Origin of the sequence: Pseudomonas monsensis, from assembly GCF_014268495.2 — a bacterium.
Classification (GTDB): Bacteria; Pseudomonadota; Gammaproteobacteria; order Pseudomonadales; family Pseudomonadaceae; genus Aquipseudomonas; species Aquipseudomonas monsensis.
On the sequence record NZ_CP077087.1, the window covers coordinates 5,341,216 to 5,364,855 of the forward strand.

Annotated in this window: 15 protein-coding genes; 8 read left to right on the top strand and 7 right to left on the bottom strand. The window is 60.3% G+C overall.

What is annotated here, in order from left to right; genetic code table 11:
* Positions 1 to 439: 439 nt before the first annotated feature.
* From HV782_RS23520 to cmoB, 7 genes are all read left to right on the top strand, one after another.
* Positions 440 to 814 carry a DUF6124 family protein gene (locus HV782_RS23520; protein ID WP_128615636.1) on the top strand — a complete coding sequence of 125 codons (375 nt, stop codon included), beginning with the start codon at positions 440 to 442 and terminating at the stop codon, positions 812 to 814.
* Positions 815 to 1,026: 212 nt separating this feature from the next.
* Positions 1,027 to 6,747 (top strand): membrane-targeted effector domain-containing toxin, encoded by a 5,721-nt coding sequence (locus HV782_RS23525; RefSeq protein WP_186748214.1) that lies wholly within the window; start codon positions 1,027 to 1,029, stop codon positions 6,745 to 6,747.
* A gap of 263 nt (positions 6,748 to 7,010) precedes the next feature.
* Positions 7,011 to 9,428 carry an endopeptidase La gene (gene lon / locus HV782_RS23530; RefSeq protein ID WP_189655973.1) on the top strand — a complete coding sequence of 806 codons (2,418 nt, stop codon included), beginning with the start codon at positions 7,011 to 7,013 and terminating at the stop codon, positions 9,426 to 9,428.
* 258 nt (positions 9,429 to 9,686) lie between these two features.
* On the top strand, positions 9,687 to 10,079 hold the full coding sequence (locus HV782_RS23535; protein ID WP_128615635.1) for a protease inhibitor I42 family protein: 393 nt from the start codon (positions 9,687 to 9,689) through the stop codon (positions 10,077 to 10,079).
* 2 nt (positions 10,080 to 10,081) lie between these two features.
* On the top strand, positions 10,082 to 10,717 hold the full coding sequence (locus tag HV782_RS23540; protein ID WP_186748215.1) for a lysoplasmalogenase: 636 nt from the start codon (positions 10,082 to 10,084) through the stop codon (positions 10,715 to 10,717).
* Between the two features lie 247 nt (positions 10,718 to 10,964).
* Positions 10,965 to 11,708 carry a carboxy-S-adenosyl-L-methionine synthase CmoA gene (gene cmoA, locus HV782_RS23545; protein WP_186748216.1) on the top strand — a complete coding sequence of 248 codons (744 nt, stop codon included), beginning with the start codon at positions 10,965 to 10,967 and terminating at the stop codon, positions 11,706 to 11,708.
* Positions 11,705 to 12,661, top strand: a complete 957-nt coding sequence (cmoB, locus tag HV782_RS23550; protein ID WP_186748217.1) for a tRNA 5-methoxyuridine(34)/uridine 5-oxyacetic acid(34) synthase CmoB — start codon at positions 11,705 to 11,707, stop codon at positions 12,659 to 12,661. Before cmoA ends, cmoB begins: the two co-directional genes overlap by 4 nt.
* A 573-nt stretch (positions 12,662 to 13,234) precedes the next feature.
* Here the strand turns inward: cmoB and tadA are convergent.
* The 7 genes from tadA to treP all read right to left on the bottom strand — a co-directional run bounded on the left by tadA (position 13,235) and on the right by treP (position 22,625).
* Entirely contained in the window at positions 13,235 to 13,735 is a 501-nt protein-coding gene (gene tadA / locus HV782_RS23555; RefSeq protein ID WP_123466085.1) for a tRNA adenosine(34) deaminase TadA, read from the bottom strand.
* Entirely contained in the window at positions 13,735 to 15,111 is a 1,377-nt protein-coding gene (locus HV782_RS23560) for a multicopper oxidase family protein (protein ID WP_186748218.1), read from the bottom strand. The genes tadA and HV782_RS23560 overlap by 1 nt, the downstream gene beginning before the upstream one ends.
* Positions 15,112 to 15,228: 117 nt before the next feature.
* Positions 15,229 to 15,519 (bottom strand): PTS sugar transporter subunit IIB, encoded by a 291-nt coding sequence (locus tag HV782_RS23565; RefSeq protein ID WP_128614561.1) that lies wholly within the window; start codon positions 15,517 to 15,519, stop codon positions 15,229 to 15,231.
* A gap of 2 nt (positions 15,520 to 15,521) precedes the next feature.
* Entirely contained in the window at positions 15,522 to 18,050 is a 2,529-nt protein-coding gene (gene ptsP / locus HV782_RS23570; RefSeq protein WP_186748219.1) for a phosphoenolpyruvate--protein phosphotransferase, read from the bottom strand.
* A 62-nt stretch (positions 18,051 to 18,112) separates the two neighbouring features.
* Positions 18,113 to 19,336 (bottom strand): maltoporin, encoded by a 1,224-nt coding sequence (locus tag HV782_RS23575; protein ID WP_186748220.1) that lies wholly within the window; start codon positions 19,334 to 19,336, stop codon positions 18,113 to 18,115.
* Positions 19,337 to 19,442: 106 nt separating this feature from the next.
* Positions 19,443 to 21,092: an alpha,alpha-phosphotrehalase gene (gene treC, locus HV782_RS23580; protein ID WP_186748221.1), complete on the bottom strand. Its 1,650-nt coding sequence runs from the start codon at positions 21,090 to 21,092 to the stop codon at positions 19,443 to 19,445.
* Between the two features lie 90 nt (positions 21,093 to 21,182).
* Positions 21,183 to 22,625 (bottom strand): PTS system trehalose-specific EIIBC component, encoded by a 1,443-nt coding sequence (gene treP / locus HV782_RS23585; RefSeq protein WP_186748222.1) that lies wholly within the window; start codon positions 22,623 to 22,625, stop codon positions 21,183 to 21,185.
* Between the two features lie 235 nt (positions 22,626 to 22,860).
* Here treP and treR point away from each other — a divergent pair, with 235 nt between their 5' ends.
* Positions 22,861 to 23,565, top strand: coding sequence for a trehalose operon repressor (gene treR / locus HV782_RS23590; protein WP_123466067.1), 705 nt, complete (start codon positions 22,861 to 22,863; stop codon positions 23,563 to 23,565).
* The last annotated feature ends 75 nt before the right edge of the window (positions 23,566 to 23,640 follow it).

Genomic DNA, 23,640 nt, shown 5'->3' on the forward strand with positions numbered 1-23,640 from the left:
GCGAGCGGGCAACGTGTCTACTGTCAGAAATTACAGGGGCTCAAGACAGGTTCGAAATAACCCGCAATGAATTTTGATCTATGGCGACTTCAAAACTGTCTGGAAAAACGTTCATCACCGGAGTCCTACAGAATCGGCTTTGAGCGGGATATTTCCGACAACTCGCGTCGGTTGTGCCTCGAAAATCGGCTGGGTCGGCTCGGGGGGGGGGCGTTGCAAATTCAGCGATGGGGCGTCGCGGCCCGATAACTGATGCATAATCGCCAACCTCACGGCACCTCTGTGCTGTTTGTTTGTGTCATGGCGGCTGTGCGCGGGATACCTTCGGGTATGCCGAAGTGCCTTGGGAGTCGGTCCGCGAACCCGCGTATAGCTGCCACCCTCGAATTGCGTCGCGGCAACTAGAGGGATGGCTCCATTATTTCCCAAGGAGTCAAAAATGAAAAAGCCGACACCCAATCCGCCGGAAACAAACGAAACCTCCCCCTACCAATCCGCCGATTCCAAAAAATTCCACGAAGCCGCCGAACGCGCCCTCGACCATTACCTCAAACCCAACGCCCTGACCCTGCGCTTTCACAAACCCAGCACGATGTTCCAGGTCGCTCCCGAACAGGACAGCGAAAGCCTGTTGGTCCACGCCTGCGAATCGCTGGCCCAGGCCAGCCTCATGACCAGCGACATCGCCGCCTACATCGACCTGCCGCAGCGGCGCACGATCCTGGCCATCCAGCAAATCATCATGCTCGCCGAACTGGCCGTGAACCGCGTGCTGGATAACCACGAAATCCCCCAACCCCCAACACACAGCTAACCCTGTGTGAGCGCGAGCCTGCTCGCGAAGGCGTCACGTCAGCCCATTCAGCCGTTGGAGTGACTGACACAGCGCTTTCGCGAGCAGGTCCGGGGCGTCGTTTGACGAAGTCGAATACATTGAAAGATCACGCCCCCCATATATAGATACCACCTTCCCCCCGCTGTCCCTCGCCATGCTGCCCCCTCATCCTCAGCATGGAAAAAGTGCCCATGAGCCACACCACAGCGCCCACCGCCGAAGAGATCAAAAACGATCTCAACGCTATCGGCCATCATCTGTTCAATACACAAACACCGTTGCTTCCCGAACAGCAACTGAATCCCGAACAGACCTATCTGAAACGCCTCGACGCGCAACTGAAAACCTACCGCGCAAGCTACTTGCAACGCAGCCGCGTGCTGTATCAGGCCCTGGAAAACAGCGATCTACAAAGCGATGAAGGCAAACGGCTGATCGCAACGCTGAAAACCAGACTGGCCCCCCAACTGCTCGACATGGACCAGCGCGACCGGATCGACGGCAAACCCGCGAAAACCTTTCTGAACTATGACGCAGGCTTCACTGCCTTCGGCCACGAGGCAAGACAGGCCGTCACCGACCGCCTGCTGCACCCGCAGGCCGGCGCACTGCTGCAAAAGCTCGATCTGGCGCCGATGCTGCGTCCGGCCGTTTACGCGCTGCAGTTCACCTATCAAGACACCACCGTTGAGCTGGCCGGCGCCTTTGTCGTTATGGAAAAGGACACCCGCCGAGTCAATGACTTGCAAACCGACCAGAGCATGGGTTACGCCCTGCTGTTCACCCCGACAAGAGGCATCGAGTTCTTCAACTCCCTTGCTGACCTCGACAACCAGTTGCGCTCGTCCCTGAACCAGCCAGGCGATAGGGAGGCGTTCATGCACATGCTGCCGACGCGCTATCACGCAGTGGGCGCAGCGGGGATCTGGCCGCTGCTGCTCGCACCGATCGACAGCAAACCCTTATTCGAACACACCTACGATGCGCTGATCGAAAAACGCATGCAGGATATCGAGCGCGCCCTGAGCTTCGCCGATAACCCGCAGCAAGACCCCACGCGATTGCTCACCGCGCTGGAAAACGCAATTGCCGGCGCCCTGCCGGATCTCACGCCGCGCCTGGAATTACGCGCGCAAACCTTGTTCGAACGCCACCTGCTCTACAGCGCACCCGACTGGTACCGCAGCGCCAGCACCGCGCAAAAAACCACACTGGCGCTACATCTGCGCAACTACCAGCAGAAGCGGCAACACCTGCTCGACCTGATGGAACCGGCAGGCAGCCTGAGGGGTGTGGCCCGTCAGCAATGGCTGGAACGCCTGAGCGAAGACCTGGAAATCGACGATCTCGACCCGGAAAAGCTAAGCCTTTCGACCGAACGTCAAGTGCCGGGCTACGGCGTTTATGTGCATCAATCCAGTCTGCTCGAGCTGTCCTTGCGTGGCCCGCACACCGGTGATGAGTTACCGGGCTCAGCGTTTTTGAACCACACCCGCCTCACCTACGATGACGCGCCTCTGCCGGAGACCTACGCTGACATAACGCCGGCGTGGCTGATCAGGCAAGCCCTGGACCTGCAGCCGCGGATTGACTTCAATCAGTTGCAAAAGACGCTGCTGGCCAAGCCCGCAATCAAACCGGCCATCGAGCAGTTGCTTGATCATCGTATCGTCGCCCTCGCTCACACGGCAGTGCTGCAAGGGCACTTGCTCGACAGTGACCTGCAACTGATCCAGCGCCTGCGTGACCGCAGCGATCCCCGCCTGCACGCCGCCGCCCTGTCGCTGCATGGCGCACAGTTGCAGGACTTGTGGGTGCTGCGCCAGAACGATGAAAGCGGTGCGCTCAAACGGCTATTGCTGTGCACGCCAGAGGCGCCGCGCGCGCAACAATTCCAGGCCTTCGACAGTGAACGCGAATGCCAGACCCACTTGCTCGGCTGGGCCAGACACAATGATGGCGCCGAGAGCATGACCGGCTACCTGATCAGCCGTGCGCCCATGCGCTTTCGCGCAAAGCTGCGCCACGTATTGTCCGGATTGAGTTTCAAGCCTGAGGCACTGGAACATCAAAAGATCACCTTCGATCGCACCGGCAGTCATCTCGATTGCCTGCGGGCGATGGCCGAACATGTGCTCGCCACACGGATCGACGACTACGATTTCAGTACACCGGCGTGGTATCGCTCGACCACCGCCGCCAACCGCCGGAAGCTGACGACCCTGAGCCAAGACGCCGAAGGTGCCTTGCGCGCGTTCGACAACCACGCCTTGTCGGGCAGTCGCTTTCCGACGTTTGATGACTACGTGCACGAGCAAGCAAAAATCAGCTTGAACCAATTGCTCAAACGCACGGCCAACGATGTCGACCCGAATACCGTCTGGGCGTTCTCGCCAAGCTCCCTCGTGCACGCGTGGACGCCAAAACCGATGACTTACACCACGCTTTATCGCGACGGCTACGCCGACGGCGTGGGTTTTTTCGATGAGAAGTTTTCCCGCTCGGCCCGCTTTCGAGGCCCGGAGGGCGTCGATATCAGCAACCTGACCGCACAGAATGTCGCACGCTCGGTCACCGGTGTCTGGATCGGCCAGCGCTACATCGACAAGGTCAAGGCTGAGCTGCAAAGTTCGACGAGCGGAGGCTACGGCTTCAGGCGCAACGCGACCCTGGCCATTACCCGGCTGCAGATGAAAACCGCCGCGCTGGAATGCCAGCTGCAAGGCCATATCGCCAGCCGCGATCTACAATGGCTGGAGCAGAGTATCGACAGCATGGAGCAGACTTCCGGAGCCATCCGCACGACCTATCCGATTCACCGTTTGATGATCGACGGCGAATGGGTGATCGATGCGTGGCTGTTCGGCCATGGCGACAACCCGGTGCTGCTCTACACACCCGACGCACCCGACGGCGTCGCCTTTCGCGAAGCGCGGCTGTTCAATTACCTGCTTCAGCAGCAGTCAGGCATGCTCGAATACCTGACCATGCGCGTCGGCGCCGGCGCCCGGAACAGGGTTCGCACGCACCTTGAAAACATCAAGAAAGGGCTGCCCAAAGACCTCTATAAAACCACCGCCAGCCCCGCACTTTACGACTCGACCCGGACGGTCGCAGCGGTCAGTGATCTGCGCGCGGCCCTTTACGACATGAAGCTGCAACGTCGGATCGACGACGTTAACGCCACCACCACCCGCCGTGCGCAAATGATCGCCAGTCTGGTCTGGACCTGTGTCGAATGGGTTACCGCCATCGCCACTGCCCCGTTCCCCCTGCTGAGCCTGAGCAGCGGCCTGTTACTGGCTTTCAAGGACGCCATGCTCAGCCTGCACGCGTATCGCCAGGGTGACCATGGCGAAGCATTCCAGCACTTTCTCGGTTATCTGTTCAACAGCGCCGGTGCGCTGCTGACCGACCTGCGTCCGGCACTGCGTTCACTCAAGGCCGTGCGCCTGCCTTTGCGTCAGCGCATCGCCAGCGCCAGTGTCAGCAACGATCCACAGGCGGTCATGACTGTGATCAATCAAGGGGCACCCGAACCTGAATGGGATGGCATGCATGCGGTCTTTTTCAAAAACAAATTGTACTTTACCCCCAACAGTCCCGACCCATTCGGCCGTTACTTGCTCTATTGGCACAAGCCGGATTCCGCCGACCTTGTTTCTACCGGCATCCTGACCGAGCGCAACGCCGACGGGGTGATGGTGCGCAGCGGCTTGGCCGGCGGCGCGCCCAAATACCAGACCGTGCCCGAGACACCCGGTCCGCACAAGGTCTATGGCGTGGAAAGCAAATACCACCAGCACATCGAAGCGGTGATGAATCCGCAAATCCGGCAGAACATCCTCCAGCGCAGTCAGTACGATATAGCCCCCCGTACCGACCTGGTGGTCGAGGAACTCGCCTCGACACGCAGCGCCTACCTGAAACAGGTCGAAAAGCTCAGCACGGACGCCACCGCGCATTTCGCCGAAAGTGCTCCGCTGCCAGCCCGCGCCGAAGTCCCGCCAGTTGCCGACAACCTGTCATTTGCCCAGTTGATCGCCAGCGACACCGTCAAAGGGAAAAACCTGGTGATCGGCGCCCAGCCCGGTTCGATCGCCAGCAAACAATTGCTGATCAGCAATCTGGACGCACTCGCGAGCAACGACTTCAAGCGACTTTACGTGGAATACCTGGCGGGAGATGTTTTCCATATCAAGCTGGAAAAAATGAACAAGGGCGGAACCTGGAGACACATCAAAAAACACCTTAAAGCCGTCGACCGTGCGCTGGGACATGAGGAAAACGCGGCGTTCTCTTATCTGGCACTGGTGCGTACCGCGCGCGAAAAGGGTCTGAAAATCCATGCGCTGGATGCGTCGACCAGCTACCAACTGGACGGCGCCCTGGTACTGGACGACGTTTCGCCATTGACCCCTCGCAGCAACACCTTGAGGAATTTCTATTCGCACAAGACGCTGGCCGCCGATATCGCCGATGCGCCTGAAGAGCGCTGGGTGGTCCTCACCGAACAATCACGTATGAGCACCTTCGACAACACCCCCGGCCTGGCCGACCTGCACGCGGCTGTTGCCGTGCGCGTGGAAGATGTCGCACTGGATCAGCCGGCACGCATCGGCCTCGATTCAGCCGGGGCCATCGCCGGCGATGCGGCAGCCAGGGGCGATTATCGGGTGCAATGGCCAACGGCGTACAAGGCGCCTGAGCCCGTCTCCAGGCCCATAGCGAGCGCCTCCGTTGTCGACCATTTCAGCGAATACGATATTGCGCCCTCCCTGCGTCACGATATCGCGCAAATGTTGCATCAACCCCGCGGCATGGATTCACGCTATTCCCCGACCTTACCCAATGAAAAACAGGCATACGATGCGTTCATCGCCAACCGCCAGCGGCTCCAGGAAAAGTCCCGGGACGCTTTTGCCCACTACACGCCCCCGGAAGCTGCCACGCTCCCGACAATCACTTCAGACACCGCGTTCGACGCGTTTTTGGAGCAACTGGCCCGCGGACGCTGGAACCTGCTGCTTGGCGAAGCCCATGCAGACGTGTCGAGCAAAGCGCTGCTGAAAAAGTACATGAAGGCGCTCAAGCAAGCCGGGTATGACACGCTATACGTGGAACATCTGCTCACCGATTTGCACCAGGCCGATCTGGATATCTTTTATCGGACACAGCATATGCCGGACAGACTTAAGGCTTATCTGCACCTTCAGGACCGTGGCCACATGCCCCTCTATAAGGGTAACGATACGTACACAGAAGTCTATCAGTTGGCGGCCAAGTACCAGATCCGTATCAGGGCACTCGATTGCACGGCGTCCTACCACCTCCAGGGTATGGCTGGCAAAGACGTCTCGCGAAACGAGATGTTCAGCTATTTCGCCACCCAAGTGATCGAAGCCGACCAACTGGCACACGGGCCGCATAAATGGATGGCCCTCATCGGCAATGCCCACACTAATTACAACCTGGGTGTGCCGGGTCTGGCCGATACCCTCTCGGCGATCAGTCTCCATGTACGCGACACCACTGCGGAACTGGCCAGAGGTGTCCACCACGGGATGTGGGAAGTGGTGACCGGCAGGCGCGGAGTCGATAGCCGGGCCTTGCGCAGCGATTTTCGAATGAACATGGCCACCGCCGGAACGCAAACGCCAGCCCCGACGCCGGCGGTCAGCCGCAGCAAACTGACCCTCCCCGGGATGTTCATGATCGAACATACAGGCACGGGTGGGCCCCGTCTGGTGCATAAGTCCAAGACCGGCGACATCGTTGTGACACCGATCCAGATCAATGACCAAGGCTTGCTGTTCATTGATCGCTGGGAGAAAAAAGATGAGGGTTTCAAATACCTACGGGAACTGATCGACATGCTGGTCCATGATGTGAATTTAACCGAGGTGAAATAAACATCAGGCGTGAACGGCGCATTGCCAACCACCACCGGGCTTCACGGCCCGGTGGTTTTTTACAGTCGGATGCCGCCGCTCTGCGCCGTACTGAACAGGCCCAGCCCAAGGGGTGAAAACGCCTTGCGGGCGGCGTTCAGAAGGTCGTCAGGTGCAGAGAAACCCTGTCAAAACCCTGAACACACAAACAGAAACACCCCCCCCATTGAAACCACCCCAAGCCTGCCCCATCTAAGACCCATACCCCATTGCGCAGGTGCCCCATGAGCGACCAGCAAGAATTCCCGGAAAACCCAGACGACTACACCGAAGCCGAACACATCGAACACACCTCCTCCGGCAAAGGCCTCGCCCTGCCCGGCCAGAACCTGCCGGACAAGGTCTACATCATCCCGATCCACAACCGGCCATTCTTCCCGGCGCAAGTCCTGCCGGTCATCGTCAACGAAGAACCCTGGGCCGAAACCCTCGAACTGGTCAGCAAATCCGAACACCACTCGCTGGCCCTGTTCTTCATGGACACGCCCCAGGAAGACCCGCGCCACTTCAACACCGGCGCCCTGCCGCAATACGGCACGCTGGTCAAAGTCCACCACGCCAGCCGCGAGAACGGCAAACTGCAGTTCGTCGCCCAAGGCCTGAGCCGCGTGCGCATCAAGACCTGGCTCAAACACCACCGCCCGCCGTACCTGGTGGAAGTCGAATACCCGCATCAGCCGACCGAGCCGACCGACGAGGTCAAGGCCTACGGCATGGCGCTGATCAACGCGATCAAGGAACTGCTGCCGCTCAACCCGCTGTACAGCGAAGAGCTGAAGAACTATCTCAACCGCTTCAGCCCCAACGACCCGTCGCCGCTGACCGACTTCGCCGCCGCCCTCACTTCGGCGACAGGTAATGAGCTGCAAGAAGTGCTCGACTGCGTGCCGATGCTCAAGCGCATGGAAAAAGTCCTGCCGATGCTGCGCAAGGAAGTCGAGGTCGCGCGCCTGCAGAAAGAGATTTCCGCCGAAGTTAACCGCAAGATCGGCGAGCATCAGCGCGAGTTCTTCCTCAAAGAGCAACTCAAGGTCATCCAGCAGGAACTCGGCCTGACCAAGGACGACCGCAGCGCCGACCTCGAACAGTTCGAGCAGCGCCTGGAAGGCAAAGTCCTGCCGGCGCAGGTGCAGAAACGCCTCGAAGAGGAAATGAACAAGCTGTCGATCCTCGAAACCGGCTCGCCGGAGTACGCGGTCACCCGCAACTACCTCGACTGGGCGACGTCGGTGCCGTGGGGCGTGTACGGCGAGGACAAACTCGACCTCAAGCACGCACGCAAAGTCCTCGACAAACACCACGCCGGCCTCGACGACATCAAGGACCGCATCCTCGAATTCCTCGCGGTCGGTGCCTATAAAGGCGAAATCAGCGGCTCCATCGTGCTGCTGGTCGGCCCGCCGGGCGTGGGTAAGACCAGCGTCGGCAAATCCATCGCCGAATCCCTCGGCCGGCCGTTCTACCGCTTCAGCCTCGGCGGCATGCGCGACGAAGCCGAGATCAAGGGCCACCGCCGCACCTACATCGGCGCGCAGCCGGGCAAACTCGTCCAGGCGCTGAAAGACGTCGAAGTGATGAACCCGGTGATCATGCTCGACGAGATCGACAAGATGGGCCAGAGCTACCAGGGCGACCCGGCCTCGGCGCTGCTGGAAACCCTCGACCCGGAGCAGAACGTCGAATTCCTCGATCACTATCTGGACCTGCGCATGGACCTGTCGAAAGTCCTGTTCGTGTGCACCGCCAACACCCTCGATTCGATTCCCGGCCCGCTGCTGGACCGGATGGAAGTGATTCGCCTGTCGGGCTACATCACCGAAGAAAAAGTCGCCATCGCCAAGCGTCACCTGTGGCCGAAACTGCTGGAAAAGGCCGGCGTGTCCAAGGGCAGCCTGAGCATCAGCGACAGCGCGCTCAAGGCCTTGATCGACGGTTATGCCCGTGAAGCCGGCGTACGCCAGCTGGAAAAGCAAATGGGCAAACTGGTGCGCAAAGCGGTGATGAAGCTGATCGACGACCCGAAAGCGGTGATCAAACTCGGGCCGAAAGACCTTGAAGGGTCGCTGGGTCATCCGGTATTTCGCAATGAACAAGTGTTGTCCGGCACCGGCGTCATTACCGGTCTGGCCTGGACCAGCATGGGCGGCGCGACCCTGCCGATCGAAGCCACGCGGATTCACACGCTCAATCGCGGGTTCAAACTCACCGGGCAACTGGGCGATGTGATGAAGGAGTCGGCGGAGATCGCTTACAGCTACGTCAGCTCGCACCTGAAGTCGTTCGGCGGCGATCCGAAGTTCTTCGACGAAGCCTTCGTCCACCTGCACGTACCGGAAGGCGCCACACCAAAAGACGGCCCGAGCGCCGGCGTGACCATGGCCAGTGCTTTGCTCTCGCTCGCGCGCAATCAGGCGCCGAAAAAAGGCGTGGCGATGACCGGCGAACTGACGCTGACCGGGCATGTACTGCCGATTGGCGGGGTGCGCGAGAAGGTGATTGCAGCGCGGCGGCAGAAGATTTTCGAATTGATCCTGCCGGAGCCAAACCGGGGTAATTTTGAGGAATTGCCGGATTATCTGAAGGAAGGGATTACTGTGCATTTCGCCAAGAAGTTTGCGGATGTGGCGAAGATCCTGTTCTGACAGAAAGCCCCTCACCCCAGCCCTCTCCCGGAGGGAGAGGGAGCTAATTGCGGAATATTGCAGAAGTACGCCGACCTGAAGCTATGTCGCTGAATCCATAATCGACTAGGTTTTTCAGGTCGATGTTTGACACAAGACACCTCGGTCAGTCCCCTCTCCCTCTGGGAGAGGGTTAGGGTGAGGGCTTGGCGTTGTCACACTTTGTCTCATCTTCAGTTATGCTCGCCGTTCGTCACCAACGCCGGAGCTGCTGACCTTATGTCCCCCACTCGCCTGTTTATCCCCCTCGCCCTTTCGTTGCTGGCCGCGTGCGCCACGCCGCCGAAACACAACGTGACCGTGGAAAAACAAAGCGAGTGCCCGGTCCGGCTCACCAACGGGCAAAACCTGATTGTGATGCTGCCAAGCAACCCGACCACGGGCTATCGCTGGGCCATTCAGGATTCGGCCGGTGGCGTGCTGCGTGCATTGAGCCCCGAGGTTTACAGCAATCCAGAAGACGCCGGCGTCGTCGGTGCGGCCGGCCTGTCGACCTGGCGCTTTCAGGCCTTCGCTCCCGGCACCGGGCGCTTGCGCCTGACCTCGCAACAGCCGTGGGCTCCGGAAGTGTTGCCGGTGGAAACCTTTGACTGCGCGATCTCGGTGAACTGATCGTGGGCTGGCTGATTCTGGCGCTGATGGGCGCGGTGACGTATCTCTACGGCCTGAGTACCCATGCGGCGCTGCTCTGCCTGTTGGTCAAACCGTTGCCGGTGTTGGCGCTGCTCGGCTGGTTGCACGATGCGCCGCCCGGTGACTATCGGCGCTGGATCAGCCTGGGTCTGATTTTCTCACTGCTCGGTGACGTGTTGCTGGCGTGGCCGGGAGACCTGTTTGTGTTCGGCCTCGGTGCGTTTCTGGTCGCGCATCTGGCTTATCTGAAGGCTTATCTGAGTGACTGCAAGCGTCTGGCGGTGTTGCCGTTGGTGCTCGCCCTCGGAGTTGGCGCGGTATTGCTGGGACTTCTGATTTCCAGCGGTCTGGGGCCGTTGCTGGTGCCGGTGATCGTTTACGGCACGGCGATCAGCGCAATGCTCTGGCGTGCCCTCGCTCGTCTCGGAACCGATGTGCCCAAGCGTTCGGCGCTACTGGCGGCGGGGGGTGCGCTGGCGTTTGTGTTCTCGGACAGCGTGATTGGCATTGACCGGTTTGTGTCGCCATTTCACGCTGCGCCGTACGTCATCATCCTCAGCTACTGGCTGGGCCAGTGGGGCATTGCGGCCTCCGCCTTCTCCCAGACCAAACGCTGAATAACTGTGGCGAGGGGATTTATCCCCGATGGGCTGCGAAGCGGCCCCTAAAACCTGCCAGCAATGTGTATCAGACCTATCGCATGCACAGGTTCTACGACTGCTTCGCAGCCGAGCGGGGATAAATCCCCTCGCCACACGTGTGTGCTTCAGGTTTGTGTGCGGTGCTTTATCAGACAACCCGCGCATCCCCGCGCCAGTTTGGCTAAAATGCCGGCCTTTTCCACCGACACCGCCGGAAACCGCCGTGAGCAAAGAACCCGATCGCATTTTCGCCCAGCCCCTGGACAAGGTGCCTGACTTCGCCTTCAACGAAGACGTGGTGCGGGTGTTCCCGGACATGATCAAGCGCTCGGTGCCGGGTTACCCGACCATCGTCGAAAACCTCGGCGTGCTCGCCGCGCAATTCGCCCAGCCGAACAGCGTGCTCTATGACCTTGGCGCGTCGCTCGGGGCGGTGACTCAGGCGCTTCGCCGCCATGTTCGCACCGACGGTTGCCGGGTGATCGCTGTGGATAACTCGGCGGCGATGGTCGAGCGGTGCCGCGAATACCTTAACGGCCAGAATTCGATGTTCCAGGAGTTGCTGCCGGTCGAAGTGATTGAAGGCGACATCCTCGCCCTCGATTTCCAGCCTGCTTCGGTGGTGGCGCTGAATTTCACCCTGCAATTCATTGCCCCGGAACAGCGCACCGCGTTGCTCTCGCGTATCCGCCAATCTTTGCTGCCCGGCGGCGCATTGATTCTGTCGGAGAAACTGCGCTTCAACGATGCCGAAGAGCACGCGCTGCTCACCGATCTGCACGTCGCGTTCAAACGCGCCAACGGCTACAGCGAACTGGAGATTGCCCAGAAGCGCAGCGCCATCGAAAACGTCATGAAGCCCGACAGCCTCGAAGAACACCGCGAACGCCTGCTGGCCGCCGGGTTCTCGAAAGTCGTGCCGTGGTTCCAGTGTCTTAACTTTGCCTCGTTGATTGCCTTGCCATGATTGATCTGTCCCCCCTCGCCCGCCGTCTGGCCGGCACACCGCTGGCCGAATGGGCCAGCACCCTGCAAGTGCAACTCGACAAGAAAATGGAGAAAGGTCACGGCGACCTGGAGCGCTGGCAAAGTGCGCTGGACGCCCTGCCGAAGATCCAGCCAAGCGAAGTCGACCTGCTCAACGGTCTGAAACTCAACACCGACTGCGACGATGAAACCCGCGCGCAGATGCGGACCGCACTGATGGGCCTGTCGCCGTGGCGCAAAGGCCCGTTCGACCTGTTCGGCGTGCACGTCGACACCGAATGGCGCTCGGACTGGAAGTGGTCACGCGTCTCGCCGCACCTCGACTTGAAGGGCAAACGCATCCTCGATGTCGGTTGCGGCAACGGTTATTACATGTGGCGCATGCTCGGCGCCGGCGCGGACAGCGTGATCGGTGTCGATCCGAACTGGCTGTTCTTCTGCCAGTTCCAGGCGGTGCAGCGCTATCTGCCCGAGCCGAACGCCTGGCACCTGCCGTTCCCGTTCGAAGACCTGCCGCCGAACCTCGAAGGCTTCGACACGGTGTTCTCCATGGGTGTGTTCTACCACCGTCGTTCGCCGATCGAACATTTGCTGGCGCTGAAGGACTGCCTGGTCAAGGGCGGCGAACTGGTACTGGAAACGTTGGTGGTCGAAGGCGACAAGCATCAGGTGCTGGTGCCGGAAGACCGCTACGCGCAGATGCGTAACGTGTGGTTCCTGCCGTCGGTGCCGGCGCTGGAATTGTGGCTGCGCCGAGCAGGTTTCACCGATGTGAAGTGTGTGGACGTCAGCACCACCACGGTCGAAGAGCAGCGCGGCACCGAGTGGATGAAGTACCAGTCGCTGAGCGACTTCCTTGATCCCGAAGACCACAGCAAAACCATCGAGGGCCTGCCGGCGCCGATGCGTGCTGTGATTGTCGCGAAGAAGTAATCCAACCTCTCAAACACCGCGGTGAACTCACCCCTCACCCCAGCCCTCTCCCCTGGGAGAGGGGGCCGATCTTTGGGCTTTTCAAGATCTGAGTTCAACTCGATATCTTGATCGCCATAGCTCTGCCAATCACCTCGGTCAGTCCCCTCTCCCTCCGGGAGAGGGGGCCGATCTTTGGGCTTTTCAAGATCTGAGTTCAACTCGATATCTTGGTCGCCATAGCTCTGCCAATCACCTCGGTCAGTCCCCTCGCCCTCCGGGAGAAGGGGCCGATCTTTGGGCTTTTCAAGATCTGAGTTCAACTCGATATCTTGATCGCCATAGCTCTGCCAATCGCCTCGGTCAGTCCCCTCGCCCTCCGGGAGAGGGGCCCGATCTTTGGGCTTTTCAAGATCTGAGTTCAACTCGATATCTTGATCGCCATAGCTCTGCCAATCACCTCGATCAGTCCCCTCGCCCTCCGGGAGAGGGGGCCGATCTTTAGGCTTTTCAAGATCTGAGTTCAACTCGATATCTTGATCGCCATAGCTCTGCCAATCACCTCGGTCAGTCCCCTCTCCCTCCGGGAGAGGGTTAGGGTGAGGGGCTTTTTGCTCTTCGGGCGCGGAAGAATTCGGTCAGCACCGCGCCACACTCCTCCGCCAACACCCCGCCTTCATACAACACCCGGTGATTCAAAAAGCCCTGGGTGAAAAACTGCCCCTGACTCTGCACAATCCCCGCTTTCGGTTCCAATGCGCCATACACCACCCGGGCCACGCGGGAATGCACGATCAGCCCGGCGCACATGCTGCACGGCTCCAGCGTCACATACAGCGTGCTGCCCGGCAGGCGATAGTTGTCCACCGCTTGGGCGGCGGCGCGGATCGCGACCATTTCCGCGTGGGCACTGGGGTCGCTGGTGGTGATGGGGCAATTGAAACCGCGACCGATGATCTCACCGTCCTGCACCAGCACCGCGCCCACTGGCACTTCGCCGAGCGCTGCACCTTGGGCGGCGAGGTCCAGGGCTTCGCGCATGAAGTCGCGGTCACGGCTGCGGTCGATGATCGCGGCGGGGCGAATCTGGCGCATCACTTCACCTCGATGGCGGCCATCAGGCCGGTTTCCATGTGGTCGATCACATGGCAATGGAACATCCACACCCCAGGATTATCGGCCACCAGCGCCACCTGCGCGCGCTCGTTTTTGCCCAGCAGATAAGTGTCGGTGAAGTACGGGATGATCTTGTGCCGGTTCGAGGCGATCACCTTGAAACTCATACCGTGCAGGTGAATCGGGTGCTGGTACTGGGTCATGTTTTTCAATTCGAAAATGTAGCTCTGACCGAGTTTCAGGCTGGCAATCGGCCGGTCGGCGCAGGTCTTGTCGGTGATGTCCCAGGCCTTGCCGTTGATCTGCCACAGGCTCGGCGGCTTGCCGTTGTCGACGTTGATCGACACCGACCCGACCCATTCGAAATTGAAGTTGAGTTTCTCGGCATTGGCCAGATCCGGCTCGGCCACCGGGTTGGCCGGCAAGGCCTTCGGCCACTCGGTCGGCGCATCGTTGTTGGCCACCGAACGCAGGGTGCCCAGACGCACCGGGCCGTTACGCAGCGACAATTCTTCACCGGCCGCCGGAGCCTTGATTGCCAGGCAAATGCGCATGCCGGGGCCGAGCCAGTATTCCTTGCCCAGCGGCCGTGGCTCGACCGGATTGCCGTCCAGCGCGTAGATCTGCGCTTCGACGCCGGGAATGTTGATGCGATAAGTCAGGGTGTTATCAAGATTGAGCAGGCGCACACGCGTGATCTGCCCGGCCGGCAATTCGATCACCGGCAACGGCACGCCATTGATCGTCGACAGCCGCCCTGCCGTGCCGCCACGGGCCGCTTCACGGGGAATGCTGAACTCGACGAAATTGCCTTCGTCGTCGACGTGCCAGTTCTTCAGGCTCAAGGTCTTTTCGTATTTGAAACCGGTCGGCTCGCGCTCTTCGATGATCAGCGGTCCGACCAATCCCCGGCCAAGTTCTTCGCTGCTGCTGACGTGCGGGTGATACCAGTAGCTGCCGGCGTCCGGCACGCGGAATTTGTAGTCGAAGTATTCGCCCGGCAGTACCGGCAGTTGCGAGACGTATGGCACGCCGTCCATTTCCAGCGGCAGGCGGATGCCGTGCCAGTGGATGGTGGTCGCCACCGGCAGATGGTTGATGAACCGTACCCGCAGCCATTCGCCCTGACGCACGCGCAACTCGGTGCCCGGTGCCGACGGGCCGAACGCCCAGGCCTCGGTCTTGTGCCCCGGCACCAACTCAACGTCCAAGGGCGCGGCAATCAACTCGTAGTCATGGCCCGCTTCAGCGTCAGCCATTTTGCCCAGCCAATAACGCGACGCGCCCCCCGCTCCGACACCAACGACAACAAGACCGGCCAGGCCACCGAGGATTTGGCGACGGGTAAAGGACATGAACTCAACTACCTCACGTATCAGCATCGGACCCGGCAGGTCCGTAAAAGGCGAATACGATACACCTGCGGATGAGAAACAGTAAGGGCGACCTGAGGCCGCACACCCCTGACCGGCTTAAGGTCGCAGCCCGGTAATCAGATGCACCACACCGTCCGCCAAGGGCATCACGCCCGCGACCCCGGCAGCGCTCAAAGCCTGTTGATCAATGCCCGACACGTCACGCAATACAACCCGCACCCGCGTCAACGCCAGTGGTTGCTGCGACTGGAGGTTATCCACACCGCCCAGTGCCGCGACGATGGCGGCGCTTAATCCTTCGCTCGGCTCGGCCGGCGCTTCGGGCGTGTCCACGACCAGATCCGGGGTCAGGGCCTTCCAGAATGCCTTCTGCAATTTATCCAACATCTTCAGTTCTCCAGAACCCGCAAAGTATCGACGGTTGCCTCGTGAAACAGCTGCAGCGCCTCGCGCACCTGCCCGGCACTTTCCAGACCGAGCACTTGTTGGGCGATGATCTGACATTCGGCCAACTGCAGCTCGCGCACCGTCGCCTTGACCGGCGCAATCATCGGCACGCTCACCGACAGCTCATCCACCCCCAACCCCAGCAACAACGGCACCGCCAGACGCTCCGAGGCCATCGCCCCGCACACGCCGACCCATTTGCCATGGGCGTGCGCGGCCTTCACGGTCATGGCGATCAAGCGCAGTACCGAGGGATGAAAACTGTCGGCCTGACTGGCCAGGCGCGGGTGATCGCGATCCATCGCCAGGGTGTATTGCGTCAGGTCATTGGTGCCGATCGAGAAGAAATCCACCAGAGGCGCAAACCGGTCCGCCATCAGTGCCGCTGCCGGCACTTCGATCATGATCCCCAGTTTCGGCCGTTGCGTTAGCCCCAGCGCGAGGATTTCCTCGTCGAGCATCTGCCGCGCCAGACGCAGTTCCGACAGTTGCGTGACCATCGGCAACATGATGTGCAAATGCGTCAGATCGCAACAGCCGAGCATGGCCCGGAACTGCTCACGCAATAACTGCGGGCGCTCCAGGCACAAACGAATACCACGCACGCCGAGGAACGGATTGGTTTCGCTGTCCATGGGCACGTAGGCCAGCGGTTTGTCGCCACCGACATCGAGGGTGCGCACCACCAGATTGCGCGCAGGTCCGACACAGCGAGCGATGGCGCTGTAGGTGGCGACCTGTTCGTCATGGCTCGGTGCGTGATTGCGGCCCAGATAGAGAAATTCCGAACGCAGCAGGCCGACGCCCGCACCGCCCAGGGCCATTGCCTGCTCGGTCTCAGACAATGAGGCGACGTTGGCCGACACCTCGATGTGATGCCCGTCACGGGTCCGTGCCGCGAGCGTTGCATTGGCCAGCTCATGTTCATGGCGGTGACGCTGTTGCGCGTGCCGCGCCTGCCATTGGCTAACGGCCGCAGGATCGGGATGCACATGCAATTCGCCCTTGTCGGCGTCAAGCAATACCGGAGTGCCGTTGCACAGTGCGAGCATTTGCACCGGCACCCCGCAGATCGACGGCAGGCCACAGGCGCGAGCGAGAATCGCCACGTGGCTGGTCGCGCCGCCGCCGACCGTAGCGAACCCCAGTACTTTGCTGGTATCGATGCCAGCGGTCTGCGACGGGGTTAGCTGATCGGCGATCAGAATACTGTCTTGCGGCAACGCCAGCGCCTGCTCGGCAATCCCCAGCAGCAACTTGAGCACCCGGCGCCCGACATCGGTCAGATCCGCCGCCCGTTCAGCCAGCAGCGCACTGCCCAACTGGCGAAACATCGCTGCGGTTTCTTCAGTGGCTGCGCGCCAGGCGAACGCCGCGCTTTTGCCCTCACTGATCAGCGCCTGGGCCTGGTCGAGCAGTCCCGGATCTTCGAGCAGTTCCTGATGCGCCTTGAAGATCTCGGCTTCGGCCTCGCCAGCGGCGCTGTCGCGCAAATGCTGTAAGGCCAGATCCGCTTCGACCAAGGCAGTGGCGAGGGCCGCACGCTCGATGTCTGCTCCGCCGCCGAACTCGCTGACGTCGAAGACTGGCTCGCTGATCTGCACCACTTTGCCCAATGCCGAACCGGGTGACGCGCAGACGCCACGCAGAAGGGTCAGAACCTCGCTTTCAACCACCTCGACAGATGCCACTGCTGTCACCGTTTCACCGCAGCCCTCAACCAGTAATCGAGTCAGCGCCTCAATGGCGGCGTCAGCATCTTCGCCCACCGCACTGACCTGCACGCTGTCGCCGAAAGCGGTCTGCAACGCCATGATCGCCACCAGGGATTTGGCGTTGGCCCGAGCCTGCTGTTTGTGCAGGTAAATCTTTGCCGCGAAGCCCTTTGCCGCTTGCGCGAACACCGCTGCCGGGCGCGCGTGCAGGCCATTGGGGTTGGGTAGTTTCAACTGCTGTGAAAACACCGCCGGCGTTTCTGCTGCGCCTGGCTCTTCGCTGATCGTCTGTCCGCTGACAAGCCCAAGCAACGGCTGACCGGTTTCGACCCGTCCGCTCGACGCGACCAGCCAAGTGAACGGCTCCCCGCTGACCACCAGCATCAATGTCATCAGGCTGCGCGCATGTCGGGCAATGTAATCGGCGTCGAACTCGATCAGCGCCTGCCCCGCGGTGACCCGTTGGCCCTCTTCAACCAGACGGGTGAAGCCTTGCCCGGCGAGGTTCACCGTATCCAGGCCGATGTGCATCAAGACCTGCACGCCATGGTCGTCGGTTATGCTCACGGCGTGTCCGCTGGCCTGCACATTACTGATGACCCCGGCCATGGGCGCGCACAGGGTCGACGAGGTCGGGTCGATGCACAGGCCGTCACCGATCACGCGCCCGGAAAACACCGGATCGGGGACCTGCTCCAGCGCCATCAGGACTCCGGACAAAGGAGCCAGCAGTTGCAATTGTTGGGGTGTGGCCATGACGTCACCTGCAGTTTTATGCTTTGAAGTGCTCATGGAGCGCAACGCTCCACCAGCATCGCTTATTTCCACCAGTATTCGACCTGCAATCCGACATTCGCACCGTGGCGAGCACTGCCGAAGGCGCCGGTATCAGACAGTGCCGAGCCTTTGGCCAGTTCATTGGCCGCCCGTTTGGCCGCCTCGTTCCAGGTAGCGTACGTGTAATACAGGCGCACCTCTGGACGCGCCCAGAACTCAGGGCCTTTGGGCGACCAGGTCGGGGCAAACGTGAATTTGCTCAGCTTGCGCGTGCCGCCCTGGGCTTCGACTTGATCGTGGCCCAGTTCGGTCACCAGTTTGAAGTGGTCGCTGAGCGCATAGGTGGGACGCACACCTAGAGAGATCCAGTTCTGATCGGCACCGTCCGGGCGAATGTCTTTCTGGTACACCGCCTCGACCTGGCCACCGAAGCGCGGTGTCACCTGCCAGTCGAAAAACTCGACGATCCGGTAACTCTTGTTGCTCTCGTCCAGTTTGACGTTGCCGGTATAGCCCAGCCCGGTGCCCGGCCCTTCACCGTATTGCAGCGCCAGTTTGTTCTTGCCGCCGAGAAAACCCGTCTGCACATGTTGCGTGGTGATCGCCCAGCCCCGATGGGCATCGCGGCTGTCGGGTTTGTCGATATAGCTCAAGCCGAACTCCAGCTCACCGCCCGGGTTGGTCTTGAACCCGGCGACGTTGAAGTCGTGCCGATTGATGTAGTCCTTCTGGTACAGGTTGTCCTTGCGCGAAAAGGCGTAGCTGTATTTAAGGTCGCCGATCAACACGTCTTCGACCCCACCGCCCGTGGCGCTCTGGTTCCAGTAGTAGAAGTCGGAAATATGGATGTCATTGCGTTTGTAGTAACGGCGCCCGGCCCACAATGAACCACCGTTGAGTGCGGGCATCGCCGACCACTGCGCATAAGCCTGTGGCAAGCGGATCGAACCGTTGTCGTCCTTGAAGGTGGGGCTGCGGTCGTAGCGGTTGTACAGCGAGGCCATGCCGTCGACACTCAGTATCGAACCGTCGTCGAGGGTGTAAAGGTCCTGGCGCAACTCCAGCTCGCCGTACTGCTCGCACTCGTTACCCAAGCGATATTTGGTCTGCGCGCCCGGTAACTGGAAGCACGACTGACCGCTGCTGTTGACCGACGTGCCGACACCGCTGCGCAAGTAGCCGCCAAACTCCAGCGCCTCTGAAGCTGACGGTAAGGCCAGGCAAAAACCTGCCACTGCAAGGCTGCGATTTATTGTTGTTTTCATAAGCCACCCCATTGTTTTTATTGTCTGGTTGCATGAATTCGGCGCGCAAAAATCCCCCGCGCAGTGCTCTGCGTGTTTTTTGAAAGCTGGTTTTTCCAGTTAAATGTCAGGGATCAATCAGGTGCAGGACGAAGGACTCGTAAGGTCGCAAAACCACCTGCCGCTTGCGCAACGGGCCGTCCGGATAATTGCTGATCAACAGGCGCTGGCTCATTGACTCGCTGATGACTGTCGTCGGCAACTCCACTTCACAGGTTGTCCCGTAGAAGTTGTTCACCACCAACAAACGCTCGGCGCTGCCTTCACGCACATACGCCCAGACTTGCGGATGTTCGGGCAGTAATTGTCGGTACACCCCTTCGGTAATCAGCGATTCGCGGCGGCGCAGTGCGATCAGATTGCGATAGTGATGCAGTACCGAGTCGGGGTCATCGAGCTGCTTGGCGACGTTGATCTGCGCGGCATTGGCCGGCACTCCGATCCACGGCTCGACACTGCTGAAACCGGCGTTCGGCCCGGCGTCCCAGTGCATCGGCGTGCGCCCGTTATCACGGGACTTCTGCATGATCGCCGCCATATTGTCGGCGTCGCTGCTGCCGGCCTCGCGCCGTAGGCGAAAGATGTTCAGCGTCTCGACATCACGATAATGCTCGATCGACTCGAACCCCGGATTGGTCATGCCCAACTCTTCGCCCTGATACACGAACGGCGTGCCCTGCAGAAAGTGCAGCGCGGTGCCGAGCATCTTCGCCGAGAGTTCGCGGTACTCGCCGTCATTGCCGAAGCGCGAGACCACGCGCGGTTGATCATGGTTACACCAGAACAGCGCATTCCAGCCGCCGCCGACCTGCATGCCGATCTGCCAGTCGGACAGGATGCTCTTGAGCTGGAGGAAATCGAAGTCGGCGCGCACCCACTTCTGCCGGTTCGGATAATCGACTTTCAGGTGGTGAAAGTTGAAGGTCATCGACAGTTCTTTCGACTGCGGATTGGAATAACGAATGCAGTGTTCGAGGCTGGTCGATGACATCTCGCCGACATTGATAAGGTCGTGCCCTTCGAAAACCTCGCGGTACATCTGCTGCAAGTATTCGTGGACATTCGGCCCGTCGGTATAGAAGCATCGGCCATCGCTGGCGTCTTCGGGAAAGTCCGCGGGCTTGGAGATCAGATTGATCACATCCAGACGAAAACCGCCCACGCCCTTGTCCCGCCAGAACTGCATCATCCTGAACACTTCAGCGCGGACCTTGGGGTTGTCCCAATTCAGGTCGGCCTGGGTGTGGTCGAACAGGTGCAGGTAGTACTGACCGGTCTGGGCTTCGTACTCCCAGGCGGAACCGCCGAACTTGGATTCCCAGTTGTTCGGCTGATCTCGCCAGATGTAGAAATCACGGTAAGGGTTGTCGAGGCTGCTGCGCGCCTGTTGAAACCACACGTGCTCGATCGAGGTGTGATTGACCACGATGTCGAGCATCAGCTTGATCCCGCGCTTGCCCGCCTCGGCGATCAGCAATTCGCAGTCGGCCATGCTGCCGTAGCTCGGGTCGATGGCGTAGTAATCGCTGATGTCATAGCCGTTATCGCGTTGCGGCGAACGCAGGAATGGCGTGATCCACAAGCAGTCGACACCCAGCCACTGCAGGTAGTCGAGCTTGGCGACGATACCGAGCAGGTCCCCCGTCGGGTTGCCGGCGTGGCTATGAAAACTCTTCGGATAGACCTGATAGATCACCGAACGCTGCCAGTCTTGCATGGCACAACTCCTTCAATAAGTCCGTGCAGCTCGCGCCCACGTTGAAAAGCGATCGACTGTGGGAGCGAACTTGCTCGCGAAAGCACTTGATCAGGCAACCCGATAACCGGGCCTGACAATCTTCATGCTCAATGCACAGGTCAGAACAAACGGCACGAGCATGGCAATCAGCATTCCCAGCACAAACATCGGGATGTACTGCGGAATGATCGAGATGAACCCCGGTAGACCACCAACGCCGATGGCCGAGGCCTGAACCTTGTTCAGCGACAGGAACACGCAGCCCAGCGCCGAACCGGTCAGCGCGGCGTAGAACGGAAACTTGTAACGCAGGTTGACGCCGAACATCGCCGGCTCGGTGATGCCGAAGTAGGCGGAAATCGCCGATGTCGACGCCATGCTCTTGTCCCGTGCATTACGGGTCATCCAGAACACCGCCAGGGCGGCACTGCCCTGAGCGAGGTTGGACATGACGATCATCGGCCAGATAAAGGTGCCACCCTGGGTCGAGATCAATTGCAGGTCGACCGCGAGAAACATGTGGTGCATGCCGGTGATTACCAGCGGGGCATACAGCACACCGAAAATCGCGCCACCCACCATCGGCGCCAGATCAAACAGCATGACCAGCCCTTCGGTGATGAAGATGCCGAGGTGGCGGGTCACCGGGCCGATCACTGCCAGCGCCAGCACGCCTGTGACGACAATGGTGGTGATGGGTACAACGAGCAATTGAATGGCGTTGGGCACGCGCGCGCGCAGCCACTTTTCGATGACACTCATCACGTAGGCGGCCAGCAGAATCGGCAGGATCTGCCCCTGATAACCGACCTTCTCCACCTGAAACAGCCCGAGAATGTCGAAGTACGGCAGATGCTGCCCGTCCAGCCCGGCGACGGCCTTGCCATAGTTCCAGGCGTTGAGCAGGTCAGGATGCACCAGCATCAGACCGAGCACGATGCCGAGGATCTCGCTGCCGCCAAAGCGTTTGGCCGCCGACCAGCCCACCAGCGCCGGCAGAAACACGAACGAGGTGTTGGCCATCAGATTGATCAGGCTCCACAGCCCGTCGAGGTTCGGGTAGGCATCGAGCAGGGTCTGCCCGTCGATGAACATGCCTTTGGCACCGAGCAGATTGTTGATGCCCATCAGCAGGCCGGCAATGATCAGCGCCGGGAGGATCGGCATGAACACGTCGGAAAACACCCGCACCAGACGCTGCATGGCGTTGATCTTTTCGGCGCTTTTCTGTTTGACGTCAGCGATGGTCGACGCCGCGAGACCGGTCTGGCGACGCAGTTCGGCATAGACCTTTTCCACTTCGCCCGGACCGATCACCACCTGATACAGGCCCCCCGTGAAGAACGAGCCTTTGACCAGGTCAATCTGGTTGAGCCTGGCACTGTCGACCAGGCTCGGATCCTTAAGGGCCAGCCGCAACCGCGTGACGCAATGGGCGGCCTGCTCGAGGTTGTCGCTGCCGCCGAGGCTTTGCAGCAACTGCCGGGCGATGTTCGGATAGTCGTGGCTCATGCTAATTCTTCCGCTATGGATTGTTGTTATTGGCAGCACGCCGAAGCGAAAAATACTCGTCTGTACGAGTTAATGCAACAACTCGTACATACGAGTTTGTTTGTGTATATTCCCGCCAGACCGAGGGCGAATTTTCCTACCCGACCTTAAGGTGATTTCCATCGCCCACATGGACAAAGCCCTACCCTGGCCTTAAGGTTCGAAGCTTTGAGCACAGCCGGCACCGAGCCTCCCCATGAGCAAATACAACCAGATCTATAGCGATCTGCTGGCCAACATCACCACTGAGCGCCTGCAGCGCGGAGCCCGCCTGCCATCCGAAACCGAACTGATGGACAGCTATCAGGCCAGCCGAGGCACGGTGCGCAAGGCGATTGAACTGCTTCAGGAACGCGGCTTTGCGCAGAAAATCCATGGCAAGGGCACCTTTGTGCTGTCGACCGACCCGATCGAGTTTCAGCTCGGCGGCATCGTCAGTTTCCAGGAGACCTACCCGCGCCTGGGCAATGATGTCAGCACCGAAGTGGTCGAGCTGAGCCAGATCCCGCTCGAAGGCGCCCTGCTCGAACACATCCATGCCGAACCCGGCAGTCTCATCACCCGGATCAAGCGTGTGCGGCGGATCGACGGCAAACGCGTAATTCTCGACATCAACCACTTTGTCAGCGAAGTGATTCCCGGCCTGTCCCTCGAGATCGCCGAGCAATCGATCTACGCCCATATCGAACAGACCCTGCAGTTACAAATTGCCTACGCCCAACGCACCATCGAAGCGGTGCCGCGCAGCAAGGACGATCAACTGCACCTGGACCTCGACGGCCAGAGCCATGTGATCGTGGTCAGCAACCAGACCTTCCTCCAGGACGGCCGTCAGTTCGAGTACACCGAATCGCGGCACACCCTCGACAAGTTCTACTTTTCCGACGTGGCACGGCGCTGACCCCCGACATCTTTCGAACGATCATGTGCGGTACATATGTAGTGCACTCCCCTTGAGCGAGTCGGCCATGCTCGG